A 16,962-nucleotide genomic window follows, 5' to 3' on the forward strand; every position below is an offset into this window, starting at 1 on the left:
GCTAATCCTTTTTGTCTTTCTTGTTATGGCGGTCTACCACCAGTTGTTCGCTGTCACGCTCGGCTTCGGAAACCTCCTCGGGAATCTGAACTTCCGATTCCAGCACTCCCTGAGAAGAAACGAAGCCCGCACGGAACTTCTCCACTGCCTCTTTCAGAGCTTGTTCGGTGTCAGAATCAAACTGCCCAGTTTCCTTAATTTTGGCTGGTATATCCGAGTTGGCGTGCAGATAGGCAAGCATTTCCGACTCGAAACGGTGAACATCGCTGACTTCGATGTCGTCCATATATCCACTGTTACCAGCCCAAATAGAGCAAACCTGATCTTCTACCTCGTAAGGGGTGGCTTGCGGTTGTCGCAGCAGCTCCATCAGGCGTTCCCCGCGGGTTAGCTGGCGTTTCGTGGTGGCATCCAAATCGGAAGCAAACATCGCGAAAGCCTGCATATCTCGGTACTGTGCCAAAGTAATCTTCAGGGTACCGGAAACTTTCTTCATCGCTTTGACCTGCGCATCTCCGCCTACACGAGAAACGGAAATACCTACGTCTACCGCCGGACGCTGGTTGGAGTTAAACAGATCCGACTGCAAGAAAATCTGTCCATCGGTAATCGAAATGACGTTGGTGGGGATATAGGCTGATACGTCATTGTCTTTGGTTTCAATCAAAGGCAATCCAGTCATGGAGCCTCCGCCGAGCTCATCAGAAAGCTTGGCACAGCGCTCTAGGAGCCGCGAGTGCAGATAGAACACATCGCCCGGGTAGGCTTCGCGCCCCGGCGGGCGACGGAGCATCAGGGAAACACTACGGTAGGCTTCGGCCTGCTTCGAAAGATCATCAAAAATAATCAGGACGTGTTTGCCCTGGTACATCCAGTGCTGACCAATAGCGGAGCCAGTGTAGGGAGCCAGGTACTTATAGCCGGCAGAATCGGAGGCGGGAGCCGCCACAATAGTGGTGTATTCCATGGCTCCGGCAGCTTCTAACTGCCCGCGCACACTAGCAATCGTGGAGCCTTTTTGCCCCACGGCCACGTAAATGCAGCGCACCTGCTTCTTGGGATCCCCACTTTCCCAGTTCTTACGCTGGTTAAGCACAGCGTCAATCGCAATCGCGGTTTTACCGGTCTGGCGATCTCCAATAATTAGCTGCCGCTGACCCCGCCCAATCGGAATCATAGAGTCGATGGCTTTTAGACCGGTCTGCAAGGGCTCATGCACGGACTTACGCATCATTACCCCCGGAGCCTGTAGCTCCAAGACGCGGCGCCCCTCGATATCTTGAATCTCTCCCATACCGTCAAGGGGTTGCCCCATGGGATCGACTACACGCCCCAGGTATCCGTCACCCACAGGAACGGATAGCACCTCTCCGGTGCGGCGCACGGGCTGACCTTCTTCAATACCCGAGAAGTCACCCAGCACAATCGCGCCGATAACCCGATCTTCTAGGTTCATTGCCAAGCCGGTGGTGCCGTCGGCGAACTTGAGCAGTTCGTTCGCCATTGCCCCCGGTAAGCCCTCGATTCGAGCGATACCATCAGCCGCCATCACTACGTGCCCGACTTCGTCCTCAGTAGAACGAGTGGGCTCGTAGGAGCTTACGAAGTCCGCGAGGGCGTCACGAATCTTCTCCGGTTGGATTTGAAGTTCAGCCATGAAAATTGCCTTTTCCTAACGTTCCGGTACTACCCGGCCAGTTTCTGCTTTGTTTCTTGAATAATGGTGGCCACGGAGCCATCGAAAACCTGGGAACCAACCCGGACTTTCATGCCCCCTACCACCGAAGGGTCAACGCTCACCTGTAGGTGAATGTTTTTTTGATAGCGTCGGGACAAAATATCCCGCAGACGCTCAGCTTGTGCCGGCTCCAAGGGCATCGCCACCTGTACGGTTGCCACCAGAGCATCTCCGGCAGCTGCCAGGTCACGGCGAATATGGCGCAGGGTTCCTGTAAGGGAAACCGAGCCTTCAATCTTGGAATCGCGACTAACCGCTTTAACTGCCCGCGCAGCCAAAGTGGCCGCCGGACGTGAAAGCTGCCCGCCGACTAGCTCTTGTAGCAAGCGCACCCGATACTTAGAGTCACGATTGCGGTCAGAAAGTGCCGAACGCACCTGCTGGTTAGCGCGCACGAACTGCTCCAGGGAGAATACTTCATCGGCGATCTCAATGGTCTTGCCCTCTGTCTGGGCACCATATCGCACCGCATATTCACCTAGCCGCTCAATAACGGTAGGCAACTCTGGAGAGCTATGTGCAGTTGCCAAAGCTGCTATCACTGCTTCCCTGGCGACATCTGACAGGTTTTCTGCCAGGGCAGTGAGCAAGCCGGATCGATCCTCGTGGCTACGAGCCGGATCAGTGAGCGCCAAAGCAATCCTAGATGAGCCTTGCACCAAGTCAGAGAGTACAAAGAGGTCATCTGCCCAGGCGTAACAGGTTTCAGCTGCTACGCCCGCTTGTCCAGCTATAACCTCTTTGCCCTTCTCTAGGGCTTGCCTACTGGATGCGCGCATTATTTCTCAACACTTTCCTTCTCGCAGGAAGCTTCCAGCTGATCTAGAAAACGTTCAACAACTCGTGCAGATAGTTCCCGATCGGTCAGCTGTTCGCCCACAATGTTCTCTGCCAGGTCCGCTGCTAGCATCCCGACCTCAGTCTTGAGAGAGATTTCTGCTGCCTGTCGGTTGGCCTCTACTTGCCGCTGGGCATTAGCACTGATACGTTCAGCTTCCTCGCTGGCTTGTGTCTTTGCTTCTGCCACAATCCGCTTGGCGCTTTCTTGCGCCTCGGAGCGGATTTGAGCTGCTTCTTCGTGAGCCTTGCGCAACGCCAGTTCAGATTGGGTGTTAGCATCAGCGATTTCTTTCTTCGCTTGCTCCGCCTTTTCCAAACCATCCTTAATGGTGATGGCGCGGGTTTCGGTGATTTCTTTGTACTTTGGATAAACGAACTTCAAAATCACAAAGAAGAAGATTGCGATAATAATCGCAGACCAGACTAACTCTGGAATCGCTGGCAGTAGAATGTGGTGGTCACCTTCCTCGCCTGCCCGCTGAATCATGTACAACATTGAGTTTCCTTTTGAGGATTAGAACAAGAAGCCGGCAACCAAACCGATTAGTGCCAACGCCTCTACGAACGCGATACCGATGAACATATTGGTGGTTAGACGACCACCAAGTTCAGGCTGGCGAGCCAGAGATTCCTGGGTCTTACCGATTAGAAGCCCAAGACCGATACCGGGTCCAAGACATGCCAAGCCGTATCCGATAGTAGCTATAGATCCAGTCATTATTTTCTTCTCTTTCTTTTCTTTATTTGTGGGTTTTCCCGCCGAAGGCGGAAGTCTTAGTGGGTGTGTACCGATTGTTCTACGTACACCGCGGTGAGTACCGCGAATACATAAGCCTGAAGGAATGCAACAAAAATTTCAAAGGCGGTTACCGCAATCGCAGCTAGGAAGGTTACCAGCGAGAGCACTTTTAGTCCTCCGGCCGCGGTAAGCAAGAAATAGTTGGATGCCAAAATTGTCAGTGCCAGCAGCATGTGTCCGGCGACCATATTGGCCAAAAGCCGGACGAACAAGGTGAAAGGGCGCACCAGGAAGGTGGAGAAAAACTCAATCGGAGTCAGCAGAATGTAGAGCACCTTGGGAACGTTCGGAATAAATAGCGAAGACTTAAAGTAACCTCCAAAGCCCTGAGCCCGGATTCCGGCGATGATAAACAAAAACCAAACAAATATCGCCAACAGTAGCGGAATGCCTGCCACTGCACTACCAGCGATGTTAAGCCCAGGAATAATGCCCCCGATATTCATAAACAGGACGGTAAAGAAGATTGCGGTAACAAAACCGTTGTATTTCTTCGCGTACTCTTTACCCATCACCTGCTCAGAGATATTGGTGCGACAAAAATCCAGGAGATACTCCATCGTAGATTGCGCCGTACCGGGAATCATTTTTGCCCGGCGGGTATAGAGCACCGCGCAAATCAAGAAAGCCACTAGCAGCACAATCCGCACTAAGGTGATGCGGTTCATTTCGAAAGGGGTTCCGGCAAAAGCAATCACCGGGGGGAAGAATTCATCAATAGTAGGTGCCTCGAAACCGCCTTGCGGTAACAGGGTGGTGAGCCCACTAAGCATCGGTGACACTGTCTGTTCCCTTCATTTCTGCCGATTTGGCCGAAAACTGTGATTCGGACTCCATTCTAACGCTTTCATAGCGCTTCAAGAGACCGCTTCAAAATATCTCTAGATTAACTTAACATAGGACACGCGTCGCTGAGAACTAAAGGTGCTAGTGCTGCGCATTTACTGTTTCTATAGTTTCTCGATAATCAATTTATTGGTTTTAGATACCGCACGCGCCTCGCCAACGGTGGTTAGTAAAATAGCGACTATCAATACGAGAAAGATCACCGTGTTATCAACCTGTGGCAAAGGGCGCAGAGCCGCCACGGCCACAATAACTATGACCAGTTTCACTAAATAAGCCCCGAAAACCACCCCGCTAGTGCGACGGGGATTGCGCAGCACTAGCTGATTGGCTCCGATTCCCACCGCGGCCACAATCCACATAATCGTCATCCCGGCTACAGCCCCCAGCAGCCCTGGCCAGGAACGGATTACCCCGGCCAACGGTATTGCTACCACCGTTAAGACCCCTAAAATCAGGGCTACTACCCGATTACCTGTGCGAATAGCCGCGCGCGCCCCGTAGCGATCCTGAATAGAGGAGGTAGCGCTGGTCAGACTAGTTTTTTCCAGGCCTTTGTCGGCAGTGCTTTTTACGTCACCCCCCTGCAGCTCAGCCGCTGATGCATCCTCGTTCATAAATCCTCCTTTTGTCGCAGGTGGCGCGGATAGGGACCAGAAGCAGCAAAATAATCACTCCGCAAACCCGGTAAAAAAGCTATGGTAACTAGGAAACACAGAACCCCACCACCGCAGGCCAGCAGCAGTTCTCCCAGCGGGCTTAGTTTCAAGAAACTGACTGCCAGTAGAGAAATAAAGAATGCCCAAAGATACATCACCAAGACTGCGCGGCGGTGAGAATGCCCCATTTTTAGCAGCCGATGATGCAAGTGCTGGCGATCGGGCTTGAAAGGACTCTGCCCGCGGCTAAGCCGACGAATTACTGCCATCACCATGTCGAGGAACGGCAAAATCATTACGGCGATAGGTAGCAACACCGGGATGGCGGCCGGCAGGAATTGCGACCTGCCTAAAGAGGCGGGATCCGTCTGCCCAGTTACCACGATAAACATGCAGGAAGTAGTGAGCCCCAGCAACATCGACCCCGAATCCCCCATAAAGATTTTGGCGGGATGGAAGTTAGAGGTTAAAAACCCCAGGCAAACCCCGACGATTACGATTCCAATCATGGCAGCGAAGGAAGCATAACTTTGGGCGTTAGTGAGGCGAATCAGCAGGTAGGAATAAACAAAAAACGCTCCGGCGCCAATCAGGGTGATTCCGGCAGCTAGACCGTCCAGACCGTCTACAAAGTTCACCGCATTGGTTGAAACCACGATGATGAGCACGGTTACCAGAATCGACATCCGGGTGGAGGGAATAGTCATTCCAAAAATCGGGAAAGAAACTATTTGAATGCCCTGCCAGGCTATCCCGGCGGCGATTAAAACCTGTCCAGAAAGCTTTGTCCACCAGTTCAAATCATAAATATCGTCGATTATTCTCAAAACTGCGATTGCGAGAGATCCAAAGATTAGCGCCCAAACTTGGGGATCGCTGTAAAACTGCGAGAAATACGGGGTTTGTCTCGCAATTAAGAACGCCCCTAACAGTCCAGATAGCATGGCAATCCCCCCGAGACGCGGGGTGGGTACGGTATGCACATCGCGCCCCCTTACCGGGGTCAATACGTGCAGTGCCAAGGAAATACGGCGCACTATCGGGGTCACTAAGAAAGTAATCGCGCAGGCGATTACTCCAAGTAACAGATAGGCTTTCACAGTTTTGCTAGTCTTTCGGCTCTTTGCCCGCTACTGCAGATAACAGCGGAGGCGCGATGGCTCCTACCCGTATCAGCGAATACTCTTCATTCTCTACTTTAACTATGGTGGAGGACTGACCGATTCTACTGGAACCCGCATCCAGGTATGCCGCCACCTTATCTCCAAAATACTTTTTGGCTTCGGCGGCTGACTGGGCAGGAGGAAGCCCGTGGAGATTGGCGGAAGTTACCGCTAGCGGCCCGGTTGTGGTCAGTAACTGCAAAAGGTCTGCTTGATTCGGCTGCCGCACCGCCACCGTACCCCCTGTCACCCCCAGGTCAAGGGGTAAATCTGGGCGAGCCGGCAGCACGATAGTTAGGGCGCCTGGCCAGAAACTATCCATGAAGCATTTGGCCAGGGGCGGAATCTTCGGAACCAAAGAAGCAGCTTGAGCGATACTATTGACCAACACCGGAGAGGGAAAGTCTCTTCCCCGACCTTTCGCGGTCAACAGCTTATCGACTGCCGCAGATGAAAAAGGGTCTGCCGCAATCCCATAGACGGTATCCGTGGGCACTACCAGCAGGTTTCCAGCAGAAATCTGGTTTTTCAGGCAAGAGATGTCTTCGGGACTTAAGGGAGTACGCATACTTCGATATTAACGTTTTAGGTTACGTTCCCGTCCATAGGTGGTGATGGCCGCTCCTACCCAGATACAGACCAAGGAAATACCTGTTAACCAAATATCGCGGCTACCCCCAGTTTTTGCTAACTCACCCGGGCTATCGGGAGTGCTTTCCTGCGGGGAAGACGGGGTTTCACTATTTTGGGGAGAAGGGGTAGTTGCTGCCGGTTCGGGAGATTTAGTGACCTCTACCGCCGTGGTGGCAGGAGGGCGATCTAAAGGAGCCTCGACATAATTCAAAGTGGGCTGAGGAGTGGGGTCATCCGCGAAGGCAGTAGAAGTAAGAGCTAAAGGCAGCAAAGCTACCACGGCAATAGCAAGTACCGTGCGAAAACTGCGCGCCATCTCCGCCCCCTTTCTCTTATCTTCCAGCCACTTTACCTTAACGTTAGCAGCATCTAAGGCAGACGTTAATGTTATCTTTACTTTCGCGCCAATAGGTATCGAGGACGACCATTAAGATCCAGATGCGTCCTCGCTTGTCGAAAACCGATTTTACCAGCATAAGCACATAGGATTTCCCCTTGGGTGGGGTCATGTTCCATCGCCAAAATCCCGTCTTGCCCCAGCAGCCGGAAAGCTTGTTTAACGGTTTGTTTGGGAATCTGGAGACCATCTGCTCCCCCACCCCAAAGCGCGAGCGGCGGATCCTTTAATGCTTCTGGCTGGGTGATAGTGCCGGGCGGTACATAGGGCGGGTTGCTTACAACCAGGTCAAATCTTCCCGCCTGTTCAGACCAAAGACCAGGTTCCGCTACATCGGCGTAGCTCACGGTAATCCGCCGCGCTAAATCTGAATAGCGTTCCAAATTTTTCTGCGCCACTGCTAAAGCTTTTTTGCTGATCTCCACCATAAAGACCTCAGCCGAGGGCAATTCGCGGGCAAGAGTAAGAGCAATAGCCCCCGATCCGGCGCATAAATCTGCCGCGAGTTTTGCTTTCCTTGCACCCTGGGGACGCAGCGCCAGTTCTACTAGATACTCAGTTTCCGGGCGCACAATAAAAACATCTGGGCTGGAAACCAGGCGAAAAGCCCCGAAATGCATTTCTTTTAGCAGATGTTGCAGCGGCTGGTGAGTACAACGCTGGCTAACCAAATCACGGAAAACTTCTGTTTGCGTAGCTGACAATACCTGAGGAGCAAATAGGAATTCTTTAGCTTCACAGGCAGCGCAATATAGTGCCATGATTTCTCGTGCCGGCTCGATTCCAGCTTCAGCGTAACGCCCTCGCGCCCAGCTAAACGCTTGCTGGCGAGAAAAACCGACCTCGTTCATCCGCGAAAAATACCACGCTATTTATCGCTTGACTGCCCGGAGAGCTGCTGCAAGCGATGTTCCTCATCAAGTTTGATGGCCGAATCAATCACCGGCTGCAATTGCCCATTGAGCACCTGGTCGAGGTTATAGGCCTTGTATCCGGTGCGATGATCAGCAATCCGATTCTCCGGGAAGTTATAGGTACGGATACGTTCGGAACGATCCACTGTACGCACCTGGGAGTGCCGCTGCTCGGCGGCCTCGGCCTCCCGCTTTGCCTCTTCTTCCGCCTTTAGACGCGCCCGGAGCACCCGGAAAGCTGCCTCACGGTTTTGAATCTGCGACTTCTCGTTTTGCATACTGACCACGATTCCGGTGGGAATATGGGTCAGGCGAACCGCGGAATCGGTGGTATTAACCGACTGCCCGCCCGGACCGGAAGAGCGGAATACATCTACCCGTACCTCGTTGGGGTCTATCTCTATTTCTCCCGCGTCTTCAACCTCGGGCATTACCAACACTCCGGCGGCGGAAGTATGGATGCGCCCTTGGGATTCAGTAACCGGCACCCGCTGTACCCGGTGTACCCCGCCCTCGTATTTTAGGTTCGCCCAGACTCCGTCCTCGGGAGCTACATTTCCTTTAGCTTTTATCGCAATTTGCGCGTCCTTGATTCCCCCGAGATCATTCACTGTGGAATCCAGCACCTGTAGGCTCCAACCTTTAGCTTCGGCGTAACGCTCGTACATTCGCAGCAAATCCCCGGCGAAGAGGGCAGACTCGTCCCCACCGGCACCCGCTTTAATTTCCATAATCACATCGCGAGCATCATCGGGGTCACGGGGAGCCAAGACTTTACGCAGCTTATCTAACGCCTGACTTTCAGTTTGCTCCATCTGGGGAATCTCGGAGGCAAAATCGGAATCTTCTTTCGCCAGTTCCCTGCCCGCCTGCAGGTCTCCTTCCGCGCTTTTCCAGGTTTCATAAGCCTTAGCGATCTGCGCTAACTGCGTATGGCGGCGCCCAATCTTGCGGGCCTGTTGCTGATCCTTTTGTATCTGGGGATCGCCCATTTTCATTTCCAGTTCAGTTTTTTCTGCGATGAGAGCCTGAACAGCTTCCTCGTCAATCGGCGATCCCACAGTTGCTCCTTAAATCTTTGCGACCTGACTTCTACTCTACGTTGCCTATCCCCGGGGCGAAAACCAGCTTTCGCTAGGAAGCGCCGGTTAAAGCCTTTCTCGAACCAAAGAGGCAGGGTGATGGCAAATTAAAAAGGTGTGGCCGACCAACTGGCCGACCACACCTAATAAAAGCTTTACTGTTCGCGCTTGCGCTTGCCGTAGCGAGCTTCGAAGCGAGCAACCCGCCCTCCGGTATCCATAATCTTTTGCTTACCGGTGTAGAAGGGATGACAGGCAGAGCACACGTCTACCCGCATGGTGCCGGACTTAATGGTAGAACGGGTTTCAAAAGTATTCCCACAGGTACAGGTAACCGTGGTGGGAACGTATTCGGGATGAATTCCCTGCTTCATGGTTTCTCCTTGAGGTTCTTAGGGCGCCGGGTCCAAATGCAGGTTACAAGAGGTGAACCGGAACCGGATTAGATTATGCCACTTCGCGCCTTGGTGATGCTACTTCTCGGGCAAAAATGTGGTGGGCATGACCTTTCCGGGTGGCTTCTTCTAGCCGTTGTTCGCCATTTGAAAAATGAATCTTATAACAATCTCATAACAGACAAGAAAACAGCAGGGCATCAGTGCTGGTAAAGTGGGGCAAAACCTACTTCTACCTGCAATTGTGAGCAGACTTACCCACGCTGGGGATAGTTAAAGCCTAAAACGCCGTTAGGATGAAGGTGTTGTTTTGATTCGCCCATTTTGGAAGCCCGATATTGATGTCTAAGAAAACAAAAATAACTGTTGGGGTAGTAGTTGCCATCCTGGTGACGATTATCGCCGCGTTCGCAATCTACGTTTCCTACTACGCAGTTGGGAAGAAAGCACTGCCCGGCACCAAGGTAGGGGAAGTTACAGTTTCCGGTCTAACTGCTAGCCAAATCAAAAAACAACTCGACACCGCGGAAACAAATAACAAAGTTACTTTTTCCGGACAGGGAATCAAGGAAACTTCGCTGACTCCCAAGGAAATCGGGTATCAGGTGAATTCGATAGAAACCGCCCGGAAGGCGACCGTCCGCAACGGTGCCTTCAGCTACGTAACCAGCCTGTTCACCACCCGCCAGGTAAACATTGTTCATGACTTAAAACCTAAAGTTGTGGACAAATGGTCACAAGAGTTACCCACGGAAACTTCGAAACTACAGCCGGTAACTGAGCCTCAGGTAGAAGCAAACTCCGAAGCAACTGGGTTTGAAATAACTCCCGGTAAGGACGGTTTTGGAGCAGATAACCGCGCTATCTTGATGGCAGCTGCCAAGGTAGTCGCCACCCAGAAGGATCAAAACGTTCCCCTGAAAATTGGTAAGACTATGCCTTTGGCGGAAGCGAGTTGGGCTAAACAACTGGCTGCTAATGCCGAAAAATTAGCTAAAACCGAGGTAACGGTGAAGACCGGAGAAAAGGATATCGTTGCCACCCAGCAGGATCGGGTTTCCTTCGTGAAAATCCCAGATGTCACCATGAATCCTAAACCGGGAGCAGATGGGAAAGTTATCAGCAACTGGATAAACGAGAATAAAGAATCTGTTGAGGTAGAAAAAGTTAACGGCAAACGCTTCGTAAATAGCGAGGGGAAGGTACTTAAAACCGAAACCGAACTGAAAGATGGAGTTAAAGTCACCAACGCTGATCAGCTGGTAAAAGAAATCACCACCAACTTTGCCGCCGGAAAAGACAGCTCGGTAGCCTACAAGACCGATGTTGATAAAGCTACTAATGAAGACAAGACCATTGCCGATGGGGCGGAAAAGCTGGCCTATATGGCAGCTCCGGGGGAAAAATGGATTGACGTAAATCTTTCTAACTACACGGTTACCGGTTATGAGGGTGCCACGGTAGTTAAAGGACCAACAAAAATGGTTCCTGGCGCCCCCGCTACCCCCACCATTCAAGGAACCTTTGCGGTTGAACGTAAAGTTCGCTCTGACACTATGCGGGGATTTAACACTGATGGCAGCCGGTACGTAACCCCGAATGTTCCTTACGCCATGTACTTCTCCGGAGGATACGCGCTTCACGGAGCACCCTGGCGTGGTTCCTTTGGATGGGGAGGATCAGGCGGTTCTCACGGCTGCGTAAATATGCCCGTACCCGCAGCGGGCGAGTTCTACAACTGGGCACCGATAGGAACAGTAGTAGTCTCTCACCGCTAGTTACATTCCCGAAGGGATTCCAGCTATCGAAATCCCTTCGCAGCCGGTTTCACCTGCTATTGTGAGCAGACTTACCCATTTTGGGTGTGGTCAGCGATGCAAAGCCAGCTAGGATGAAGATACTGTTTGGATTCACCCATTTTCTGAAACCCCGATATCCATGTCTAAGAAAACAAAAATCACTATTGTCGCAGTGGCTGCCGCGCTGGTTACGATTATCGCTGCCTTTGCAATCTACGTTTCCTACTACGCAGTTGGGAAGAAGGCACTACCTGGCACCAAGGTGGGGGAAGTTAAAGTCTCCGGGCTAACTGCTAAGCAAATTAAAAAGCAGCTAGATACCGCAGAAACCAAGTACCGGGTCACTTTTTCGGGACATGGGGTTAACGGAAAATCGCTGACCCCCAAGGAAATCGGGTATCAGGTTGATTCAGCGGAAACCGCCCGGAAAGCAACCGCGCGCAGTAGCGCCTTCAGCTACGTAACCAGCCTGTTTACCTCCAGGCGGATTCCGATCAAGCACCAGGTAAACGCGCAGGTTACCAGCAAACTATCGCATGAACTTACTAAAGATATTAAAGGCAGCAAACCGGTCACCGAGCCTAGCGTGCAACTTAACGCCGAGGGGACTGGTTTTAAAGCGATTCCGGGTAAGGACGGATTCGGAGCAGATACTAAGAGGCTACTAGCAGGCGCGGATAAGGTTATGGCTAGTCAAAAAAATCAGAAGATGCCTCTGACTATGGGTGCAGTCAAACCACTGGTTGATATTAAATTGGCACAGCAGTTAGCAGACGCGGCAGAAAAATTCATCCAACCACAGGTCACGATAAAAGTCGGGGATAAAGAAATCGTCGCTGACCAAAAAGACAAGGTTAGTTTCGTTATTGTTCCGGAGGTCAGTCGGCATGCCAAGCTCACTACCAATGACAATGCCGTGGCTGACTGGGTAAACAAGAGTAAAGAAGCCGTTGAGGTAAAAAAGGTTAACGGCCAGCGCCTGGTTAATAGCGCGGGAAAGGTACTAAGAACTAAAACCGCATCAAAGGATGGAGTCACCGTTACTAACGGTGACCAGTTGGCAAAAGAAATCGCCAGTAACTTTGCTGCGGGGAAAGACAGCTCCCTTGCCTTCGAGACTAAAGTCGATAAAGCCAGTAATGAAGATAAGCTCATTGCCGATGGGGCGGAAAACCTGGCTTATCTAGCAGCGCCCGGAGAAAAATGGATTGATGTGAATCTTTCTAACTACACGGTTACCGGATATGAGGGAACCACGGTGGCAGTAGCGCCGACCAGCATGGTTCCCGGAGCTCCCGCTACCCCGACGATTAAAGGAACTTTTGCCATCCAACGCAAACTACGATTCGACACCATGCGGGGATTTAATACAGACGGCACCCGCTATGTGACACCGAACGTCCCCTATGCTATGTACTTTTCCGGAGGATACGCCCTCCACGGAGCACCCTGGCGCAGTTCCTTTGGCTGGGGAGACCCCCGTGGATCCCACGGCTGCGTAAATATGCCAGTTTCTGAAGCCGGCGAGTTCTATAATTGGGCGCCTATTGGCACCCCGGTAGTCGTGCACCATTAAAGGGCATCCGGTGCCCCACCCCGGCATCGAGGGAACTCCCGACCAGTGCTCCTATCAGCTGCTGTTAGCTGCCGGTTCTCTAGTTGGATAGCAGCCAGGAAATAATCAGATTGCCAGAGGCGCGCAGCCCATCGTGGTGCCAGTCTGGTTTTTCTAAGATATTGGCTCCCATAACCCTGCCGGTGTTTAGCGACAGGGTGCGGGGAACGAAAATATCGTCCCGGTAAACCACCGCATGTACCGGCACCTGGTTTTCCGCCAGTTTCTGCGGGTCATAGAGTACCGGCCAGTCAGTTTCTGCCGCCAAATCATCTGCTAGATTAGCTAGGGGTTTCAGCGCCGGATCTTGCGCAAAGACCCAGCTACCAAAGTGTTCCCCGGTCAGATAATAGGGTTTCCCCCAGTCGAGAGGATCGGCGTTTTGCGCGAACCCGGGAGCATTTGCGCGAATCCGATCTGCTGCCCAGGCAGTCGGCTCAACTTCGCTTTGCGGCACCGCATTCCCGTAAATAGTTTCATGCAGGAGGGCGTAGAGGGGATCTAGAGCAAAACTGACCCGGCTTCCGACTTGCCCTAAAAATTCTTGGGTGAGGTGGCGCTTGCCTCCGGTCTGCACAAAAGGCGCCTCGAAAAGGTAGCGCAGATTTTCAAGACCGTAGGTGCGTCCCAGCTCCAGGCCTACCTGCCGAATTCGATTGGGGGTAAGTTTTTCTCCATTAGGCAGGTATTCATCGCGCTCTAGCACGTGCGCACAGGTTTGGCGGACTGCTTCTTCCATTCCGGGCAAGGCGTAGAACTCGCGGCAACGCCGGGCGGTAGCCGCAAACGTGCGCTCATAGATGCGGTTAACCTTGGTTAGTCCCGGCAGTCCTCCGGTGATATAGGCTTTTTCGATGGCCTCCGGAAAGCGGGAAAGATAGGCGGTAATAATAAACCCGCCGAAACTTTGCCCCATGACTGTCCACTTTTTTATTCCTAGGGCGCGGCGCAGCGCTTCCGCGTCCCCTACGATCTGGTCAGCGCGCATTAGCCGCAGCCAGGCTCCGGCGCGAGACCCCAATGCGGGAATAGTAACGTTATCAAGCGGGGTGGAACGCCCAGTCCCCCGCTGGTCAAGCATGATAATCCGGTATTTTTCCAGGGCAGCTCCGAACCAGGGGGAAGACCAATCGGCCGGGCGAGACCCCTTACATCCGGGACCGCCTTGGAAAAAGATCAGGTAGGGACGGTTTTCATCATCGTCGCGGGCGATTTCGCGGGTATAAATCTGGATATTGGTTTTCTGGATTTCGGCGTCTACCCAAGGGGGTAGAAACTGGTTGTCTGAATCCGAAATGTTGGAGTTTTTCTGCGATTTTGGCCGGGCTAGTTCTCCGGGAGTAACCGCAAACAGCTCGCTTTGTACCCCGCTGTCCTGCTCATCTGCCCCTCGCGCCAGGTTTACTACCGGGTTTTTCGCCGAGTCCGGGTACAGGTTTAGCGCCACTTCTGGGTGGTAGAGGGGTACAGTCAGGACGTGTTCGCGGATTAGGTAACGTCCCTGGCGATACTCCTTGGGGTTAGGGTTTTGTTCTAATTGCGGATAAAGAGGGCGCGCTGGCGCTGCTGCGGGAGCGACCGGTTTTTGCTGGCCGCTAGTTTCGCGGGAGTCTTCTGGATGTAGGTATTTTGCGGATTTAGCAGCGTCCTCACCTGGTGTATGGGAAGTTCGTTCACTGGTCCCCTCCTTTCCAGATTTCCAGCCTGGTCCTAACTGTTTCTCGCTGGGGGTACCTGACTGATAGGCTCTCGCTACTGCCTGCGCATGACTGTCCGCTTGCTCATTAAGCGGGTGACCGGCGTGTCCTTTTACCCATTCGAATCTGACTTTTCCCCTTCTACTGGGGTCAGATAGCAGCTGGTCTAGGCGTTTCACCACTTCTAGGTTGGCTACTGGTTTGCCACCGCCGGTTTTCCAGCCTTTTTTCTTCCAACCGAACCGCCATTTGGTCAAAATGTTAATCACGTATTGGGAGTCCGCCTGGATCAATAAATCATCGGCTATTCCGGCAGTTTCGGTGAGTAGATCGGCTACTGCCATCAGCTCTGCCTGGTTATTAGTTCCCCGGGTAAAACCGCCGGCTCGCCAACATTCAGGTGACAGGTACCAACACCAGCCGCCGGCACCGGGATTGCCGAGGGAGGAACCATCTGTTGCTGCGATAATCATCTGCAATCTCCTTACTGCACACTTGGCAAATCAAAATAACCTGGGGACGCCGGTCGGCGTCCCCAGGTTATCAGTACCAGTATCAGATCTATCGCTCAGGCAAGGCATTTGTCTGCCGAGCCCGCTAAATGGCTGGCAGCTTTAAAAATCAGTGACGGACTTGCTGTCAGCCGTGATTAACCGCCTAGTGCCAGAAATGGCGGGTACCGGTCAGGTAGAGGGTTACCCCTGCCTCCTGGCAGGCTTTGATGGTTTCTTCATCACGAATCGAACCCCCTGGCTGCACAATCGCTTTTACGCCCGCATCAATCAGGGTTTGAGGACCATCCGCAAAGGGGAAGAAAGCATCAGAGGCGGCCACCGAGCCGCGTGCCCGCTCGGGAGCGGCCTCGCCTTCCGGCGCCTGTCCCAAGATGTTGGCGCGTTGAACCGCCAGAGCACAAGAATCAACGCGGTTAACTTGCCCCATGCCAATGCCGACCGTGGCCTGATCCTTTGCCAGCAAAATAGCATTCGATTTCACTGCCCGCACGGTCTTCCACGCAAAGGCTAGGTCAGCTAGGGTTTGTTCATCTGCTACCTGTCCCGCGGCCAATTTCCAGTTTTCTGGATTATCTCCCTCGGCCTGCAGGCGGTCACGAGTTTGCGCCAACACTCCCCCGCTGATCTGCCGGAACTCCCATTCCACTGGAGCATCCGCATCAATCCGCAAAATCCGCAGATTCTTCTTAGTTTGCAGCAGCTCAAGCGCCTCTGCTTCATATTCGGGGGCAATAATCACTTCGGTGAAAATCGGTTTCACCTGCTGCGCCATCTTTAGTGTCACTTCACGGTTACAGGCAATCACCCCGCCATAGGCCGACAGCGGATCGCAGCCGTGCGCCAGCAGATGTGCCTTTGCTACGTCCTCAGCAACTGCAATCCCGCAGGGGTTGGCGTGTTTGATTACCGCCACGCAAGGCTCGCTATGGTCGGTGGCAGCCCGCCAAGCCGCATCAGCGTCAGTGTAGTTGTTATAACTCATCGGCTTGCCACCCAGCTGTTCTGCCTGTGCCAGACCGCCTTCTTCATCGGTGAAGCGGTAGACCGCGGCCTCTTGATGCGGGTTTTCCCCGTAGCGCAAGCTGTACAGTTCCTTGAGCTGCGGTTTCCACTCTTCCAGGTTAGGCAGGGCGCTGCTGGTGGTAGCCGCGTCCTCGCCCTGGAGTTGCTTAGCAAACCAGGAAGAAATCTGGGTGTCGTAAATAGCGGTGTGGTTAAAAGCCTTAGCAGCAAGTTCGCGGCGCTCCTCGGCAGTGAAGCCCCCGCGCTGCAAAGCAGCCGCTAGATCATCATAGGAGCTGGGATCAACGATCACTGCCACATCGGCGTGATTCTTGGCGGCCGCCCGAATCATCGAGGGACCTCCAATATCGATTTTTTCGATGCAATCCGCAAACCCCGCACCGGAAGCCACCGTGTCCGCGAAGGGGTAAAGATTGCAAACCACCAGGTCAATCGGGGTTACTTTTAATTCTTCTAGCTGCGCAACGTGGGCCGGCAGCTCCCGGTTAGCCAAAATCCCCGCGTGAATCAGCGGGTGCAGAGTTTTTACCCGCCCGTCTAGGCATTCGGGAAACCCGGTTACCTGGGAAACTTCAGTTACCTCTACCCCGGCAGCGGCAATCTGATGGGCGGTAGAACCGGTGGAAATAATCTCTACCCCAGCAGCCTGTAGGCTTTTTGCCAGTTTATCCAGACCGGTCTTATCGTACACGCTGACCAGGGCACGTTTAATGGGTTTAATTTCGCTCATGACGCGGGATCCTTTTGTTGCATTCTTTGTCCAGCCCAGGCGAGCGACTGTCCCTTTACGTTCCCCAGTGGTAATCCACTTTTTTCGCCAGTCACGTAAAAACCAGTCTACCCTGCT

The 16,962-nt window shown here is 53.0% G+C and carries 16 protein-coding genes and 1 riboswitch; of the genes, 2 read left to right on the forward strand and 14 right to left on the reverse strand.

Annotated elements, in window-relative coordinates:
* Position 1: 1 nt before the first annotated feature.
* The 12 genes from atpA to rpmE form a co-directional block, all read right to left on the reverse strand.
* Positions 2 to 1,657: a F0F1 ATP synthase subunit alpha gene (gene atpA, locus BQ5456_RS03240; RefSeq protein ID WP_071128731.1), complete on the reverse strand. Its 1,656-nt coding sequence runs from the start codon at positions 1,655 to 1,657 to the stop codon at positions 2 to 4.
* A 29-nt stretch (positions 1,658 to 1,686) separates the two neighbouring features.
* On the reverse strand, positions 1,687 to 2,517 hold the full coding sequence (locus tag BQ5456_RS03245) for a F0F1 ATP synthase subunit delta (protein ID WP_071128732.1): 831 nt from the start codon (positions 2,515 to 2,517) through the stop codon (positions 1,687 to 1,689).
* Complete coding sequence (locus BQ5456_RS03250; RefSeq protein ID WP_071128733.1) at positions 2,517 to 3,074, reverse strand: F0F1 ATP synthase subunit B; 558 nt, start codon at positions 3,072 to 3,074, stop codon at positions 2,517 to 2,519. Before BQ5456_RS03250 ends, BQ5456_RS03245 begins: the two co-directional genes overlap by 1 nt.
* Positions 3,075 to 3,092: 18 nt before the next feature.
* Positions 3,093 to 3,296 (reverse strand): ATP synthase F0 subunit C, encoded by a 204-nt coding sequence (gene atpE / locus BQ5456_RS03255; RefSeq protein WP_071128734.1) that lies wholly within the window; start codon positions 3,294 to 3,296, stop codon positions 3,093 to 3,095.
* A gap of 56 nt (positions 3,297 to 3,352) precedes the next feature.
* On the reverse strand, positions 3,353 to 4,150 hold the full coding sequence (gene atpB / locus BQ5456_RS03260) for a F0F1 ATP synthase subunit A (protein WP_071128735.1): 798 nt from the start codon (positions 4,148 to 4,150) through the stop codon (positions 3,353 to 3,355).
* Between the two features lie 177 nt (positions 4,151 to 4,327).
* Entirely contained in the window at positions 4,328 to 4,840 is a 513-nt protein-coding gene (locus BQ5456_RS03265) for a Cg1360 family ATP-synthase-associated protein (RefSeq protein WP_071128736.1), read from the reverse strand.
* Complete coding sequence (locus tag BQ5456_RS03270) at positions 4,837 to 5,982, reverse strand: glycosyltransferase family 4 protein (protein ID WP_071128737.1); 1,146 nt, start codon at positions 5,980 to 5,982, stop codon at positions 4,837 to 4,839. The genes BQ5456_RS03265 and BQ5456_RS03270 overlap by 4 nt, the downstream gene beginning before the upstream one ends.
* Positions 5,983 to 5,989: 7 nt before the next feature.
* Positions 5,990 to 6,613, reverse strand: a complete 624-nt coding sequence (locus BQ5456_RS03275) for an L-threonylcarbamoyladenylate synthase (RefSeq protein WP_071128738.1) — start codon at positions 6,611 to 6,613, stop codon at positions 5,990 to 5,992.
* A 9-nt stretch (positions 6,614 to 6,622) separates the two neighbouring features.
* Positions 6,623 to 6,994: a hypothetical protein gene (locus BQ5456_RS03280; RefSeq protein ID WP_071128739.1), complete on the reverse strand. Its 372-nt coding sequence runs from the start codon at positions 6,992 to 6,994 to the stop codon at positions 6,623 to 6,625.
* Between the two features lie 77 nt (positions 6,995 to 7,071).
* Positions 7,072 to 7,926, reverse strand: a complete 855-nt coding sequence (prmC, locus tag BQ5456_RS03285) for a peptide chain release factor N(5)-glutamine methyltransferase (protein ID WP_071128740.1) — start codon at positions 7,924 to 7,926, stop codon at positions 7,072 to 7,074.
* A 17-nt stretch (positions 7,927 to 7,943) separates the two neighbouring features.
* The gene (prfA, locus tag BQ5456_RS03290; RefSeq protein ID WP_071128741.1) at positions 7,944 to 9,050 is read right to left on the reverse strand and encodes a peptide chain release factor 1; all 1,107 of its coding nucleotides are present in this window, start codon (positions 9,048 to 9,050) and stop codon (positions 7,944 to 7,946) included.
* Between the two features lie 176 nt (positions 9,051 to 9,226).
* Positions 9,227 to 9,445 (reverse strand): 50S ribosomal protein L31, encoded by a 219-nt coding sequence (gene rpmE, locus BQ5456_RS03295; RefSeq protein ID WP_071128742.1) that lies wholly within the window; start codon positions 9,443 to 9,445, stop codon positions 9,227 to 9,229.
* Between the two features lie 362 nt (positions 9,446 to 9,807).
* Between rpmE and BQ5456_RS03300 the strand changes: the two genes are divergently transcribed.
* Entirely contained in the window at positions 9,808 to 11,244 is a 1,437-nt protein-coding gene (locus BQ5456_RS03300) for a L,D-transpeptidase (RefSeq protein ID WP_071128743.1), read from the forward strand.
* Positions 11,245 to 11,404: 160 nt separating this feature from the next.
* Entirely contained in the window at positions 11,405 to 12,841 is a 1,437-nt protein-coding gene (locus BQ5456_RS03305; protein ID WP_071128744.1) for a L,D-transpeptidase, read from the forward strand.
* A gap of 79 nt (positions 12,842 to 12,920) precedes the next feature.
* Here the strand turns inward: BQ5456_RS03305 and BQ5456_RS10080 are convergent, their stop codons facing one another.
* Together BQ5456_RS10080 and purH are read right to left on the reverse strand one after the other, a co-directional pair.
* Entirely contained in the window at positions 12,921 to 15,050 is a 2,130-nt protein-coding gene (locus BQ5456_RS10080) for an alpha/beta fold hydrolase (protein ID WP_083378329.1), read from the reverse strand.
* A gap of 184 nt (positions 15,051 to 15,234) precedes the next feature.
* The gene (purH, locus tag BQ5456_RS03315) at positions 15,235 to 16,845 is read right to left on the reverse strand and encodes a bifunctional phosphoribosylaminoimidazolecarboxamide formyltransferase/IMP cyclohydrolase (protein WP_071128745.1); all 1,611 of its coding nucleotides are present in this window, start codon (positions 16,843 to 16,845) and stop codon (positions 15,235 to 15,237) included.
* Between the two features lie 26 nt (positions 16,846 to 16,871).
* Positions 16,872 to 16,950, reverse strand: a riboswitch (ZMP/ZTP riboswitch).
* Positions 16,951 to 16,962 lie beyond the last annotated feature (12 nt).

This window comes from Varibaculum massiliense (genome assembly GCF_900106855.1).
In the GTDB taxonomy this organism is placed as follows: domain Bacteria; phylum Actinomycetota; class Actinomycetes; order Actinomycetales; family Actinomycetaceae; genus Varibaculum; species Varibaculum massiliense.

What these genes read in the sequence shown, in the direction of transcription:
- BQ5456_RS03250 (WP_071128733.1), bottom strand. Translation starts at nt 3,074, where the DNA reads ATGTTGTACATGATTCAGCGGGCAGGCGAGGAAGGTGACCACCACATT.
- prmC (WP_071128740.1), bottom strand. Translation starts at nt 7,926, where the DNA reads ATGAACGAGGTCGGTTTTTCTCGCCAGCAAGCGTTTAGCTGGGCGCGA.
- atpB (WP_071128735.1), bottom strand. Translation starts at nt 4,150, where the DNA reads ATGCTTAGTGGGCTCACCACCCTGTTACCGCAAGGCGGTTTCGAGGCA.
- atpA (WP_071128731.1), bottom strand. Translation starts at nt 1,657, where the DNA reads ATGGCTGAACTTCAAATCCAACCGGAGAAGATTCGTGACGCCCTCGCG.
- BQ5456_RS03305 (WP_071128744.1), top strand. Translation starts at nt 11,405, where the DNA reads ATGTCTAAGAAAACAAAAATCACTATTGTCGCAGTGGCTGCCGCGCTG.
- rpmE (WP_071128742.1), bottom strand. Translation starts at nt 9,445, where the DNA reads ATGAAGCAGGGAATTCATCCCGAATACGTTCCCACCACGGTTACCTGT.
- BQ5456_RS03275 (WP_071128738.1), bottom strand. Translation starts at nt 6,613, where the DNA reads ATGCGTACTCCCTTAAGTCCCGAAGACATCTCTTGCCTGAAAAACCAG.
- BQ5456_RS03265 (WP_071128736.1), bottom strand. Translation starts at nt 4,840, where the DNA reads ATGAACGAGGATGCATCAGCGGCTGAGCTGCAGGGGGGTGACGTAAAA.
- BQ5456_RS03300 (WP_071128743.1), top strand. Translation starts at nt 9,808, where the DNA reads ATGTCTAAGAAAACAAAAATAACTGTTGGGGTAGTAGTTGCCATCCTG.
- BQ5456_RS03245 (WP_071128732.1), bottom strand. Translation starts at nt 2,517, where the DNA reads ATGCGCGCATCCAGTAGGCAAGCCCTAGAGAAGGGCAAAGAGGTTATA.
- BQ5456_RS03280 (WP_071128739.1), bottom strand. Translation starts at nt 6,994, where the DNA reads ATGGCGCGCAGTTTTCGCACGGTACTTGCTATTGCCGTGGTAGCTTTG.
- purH (WP_071128745.1), bottom strand. Translation starts at nt 16,845, where the DNA reads ATGAGCGAAATTAAACCCATTAAACGTGCCCTGGTCAGCGTGTACGAT.
- BQ5456_RS10080 (WP_083378329.1), bottom strand. Translation starts at nt 15,050, where the DNA reads ATGATTATCGCAGCAACAGATGGTTCCTCCCTCGGCAATCCCGGTGCC.
- atpE (WP_071128734.1), bottom strand. Translation starts at nt 3,296, where the DNA reads ATGACTGGATCTATAGCTACTATCGGATACGGCTTGGCATGTCTTGGA.